Origin of the sequence: Shewanella sp. SG41-4, assembly GCF_014164505.1 — a bacterium.
Lineage (GTDB): Bacteria > Pseudomonadota > Gammaproteobacteria > Enterobacterales > Shewanellaceae > Shewanella.
In genome coordinates, this window is record NZ_JACJFI010000647.1 from 1 (window position 1) to 1,136 (window position 1,136).

At 38.0% G+C, this 1,136-nt stretch carries 1 pseudogene; it reads left to right on the forward strand.

Features of this window, described 5'->3' with window-relative positions:
- Positions 1–539 precede the first annotated feature (539 nt).
- Positions 540–1,136: pseudogene (locus tag H5202_RS24520) on the forward strand (HD-GYP domain-containing protein); the annotation flags it as partial.

The window sequence follows — 1,136 nt, forward strand, 5'->3', positions numbered from 1 at the left end:
TATTCATTTTCTGCTAAGCCTTTCACCGTGACGCTGCGGTCGAGTAATTTGTACTCAACAATGGCCTGTTTAAGTAATACACCTAAAGCACCCAATCCCAGTGCAATTAATATTCCGAAAATAGCAGCACTACGAGACGAACTTTGCATAACAACATCCTTATTATAGGTGGGGAGTGATGAAGTAACCTTGGCTTTGTGGCTGACGTTACTTTTTGTTATAGGGTGTTAATTGTCGCATCACACCGTCATGAAACGTCAATATTTTCGCTAATATTATGGATTATTGGCAATGGTAAGCACCCAAATTAATGACAATCATAATCGAATATGAGTAGAACATTGGTTTTATGGATTATTTTTAATCCTAATTTTGCTTAATGCTTGTCTAGCAGCAATACTTAAGATGATGCATTTCTGACTAATCATGTTATTTACATCATTCTAGAATGTTTACTGATTGGTCAACTACATCGATCTGTTTATGCGATTAATGGAATTCAATGGTGTTAGATTAACATCGTTTTAAAAGGAATTAATATGTCATCTCGCTTGACAGCACAGCTCATTCAAAACGGTTTTAATGATGGCTTACCAGTATGGCGTCGTATTATTTTTAAGCGACTGTTTAGTGTGTTGGCCTTATTATGTATCCCGGTTTACATCACCAGCGTATATCTGTGTATTGTTCAAAATCTTTGGAGCATGGCAGTATTTGATACCGTGGCTTACGGGGTATTATTATTTATATTGTTTTATCCCCGAATTAGCGAACAGCAAAAATTTACCATAGGGTGTTATCTTGCATTTGGGATTGGCATCGGATTTTTACTCGCAATTGGCCCTTCTGGTGCAGGTTTTTTCTGGTTATTCGTTTTCCCTCCTTTGAGCAGCATTCTTCTCGGTGAGAAAATGGCGGTATGGGCCCAAGTGGCTAACGGTATATCGTTATTCTTAATCGGTATAGCTTACCATTATCAGCTGGTTCATTGGCCCGACATAAGTGGCTTTTCGACTTTGATTTGGTATGTAGTGGTGATTAACTTTCTAGTCACTAATGCAATAGTGACTCAGTCGACGTCTTATTTATTGGGTAAGTTAACTCATTCTTTAGAGTCTACTTTAGCCTCTCGCACC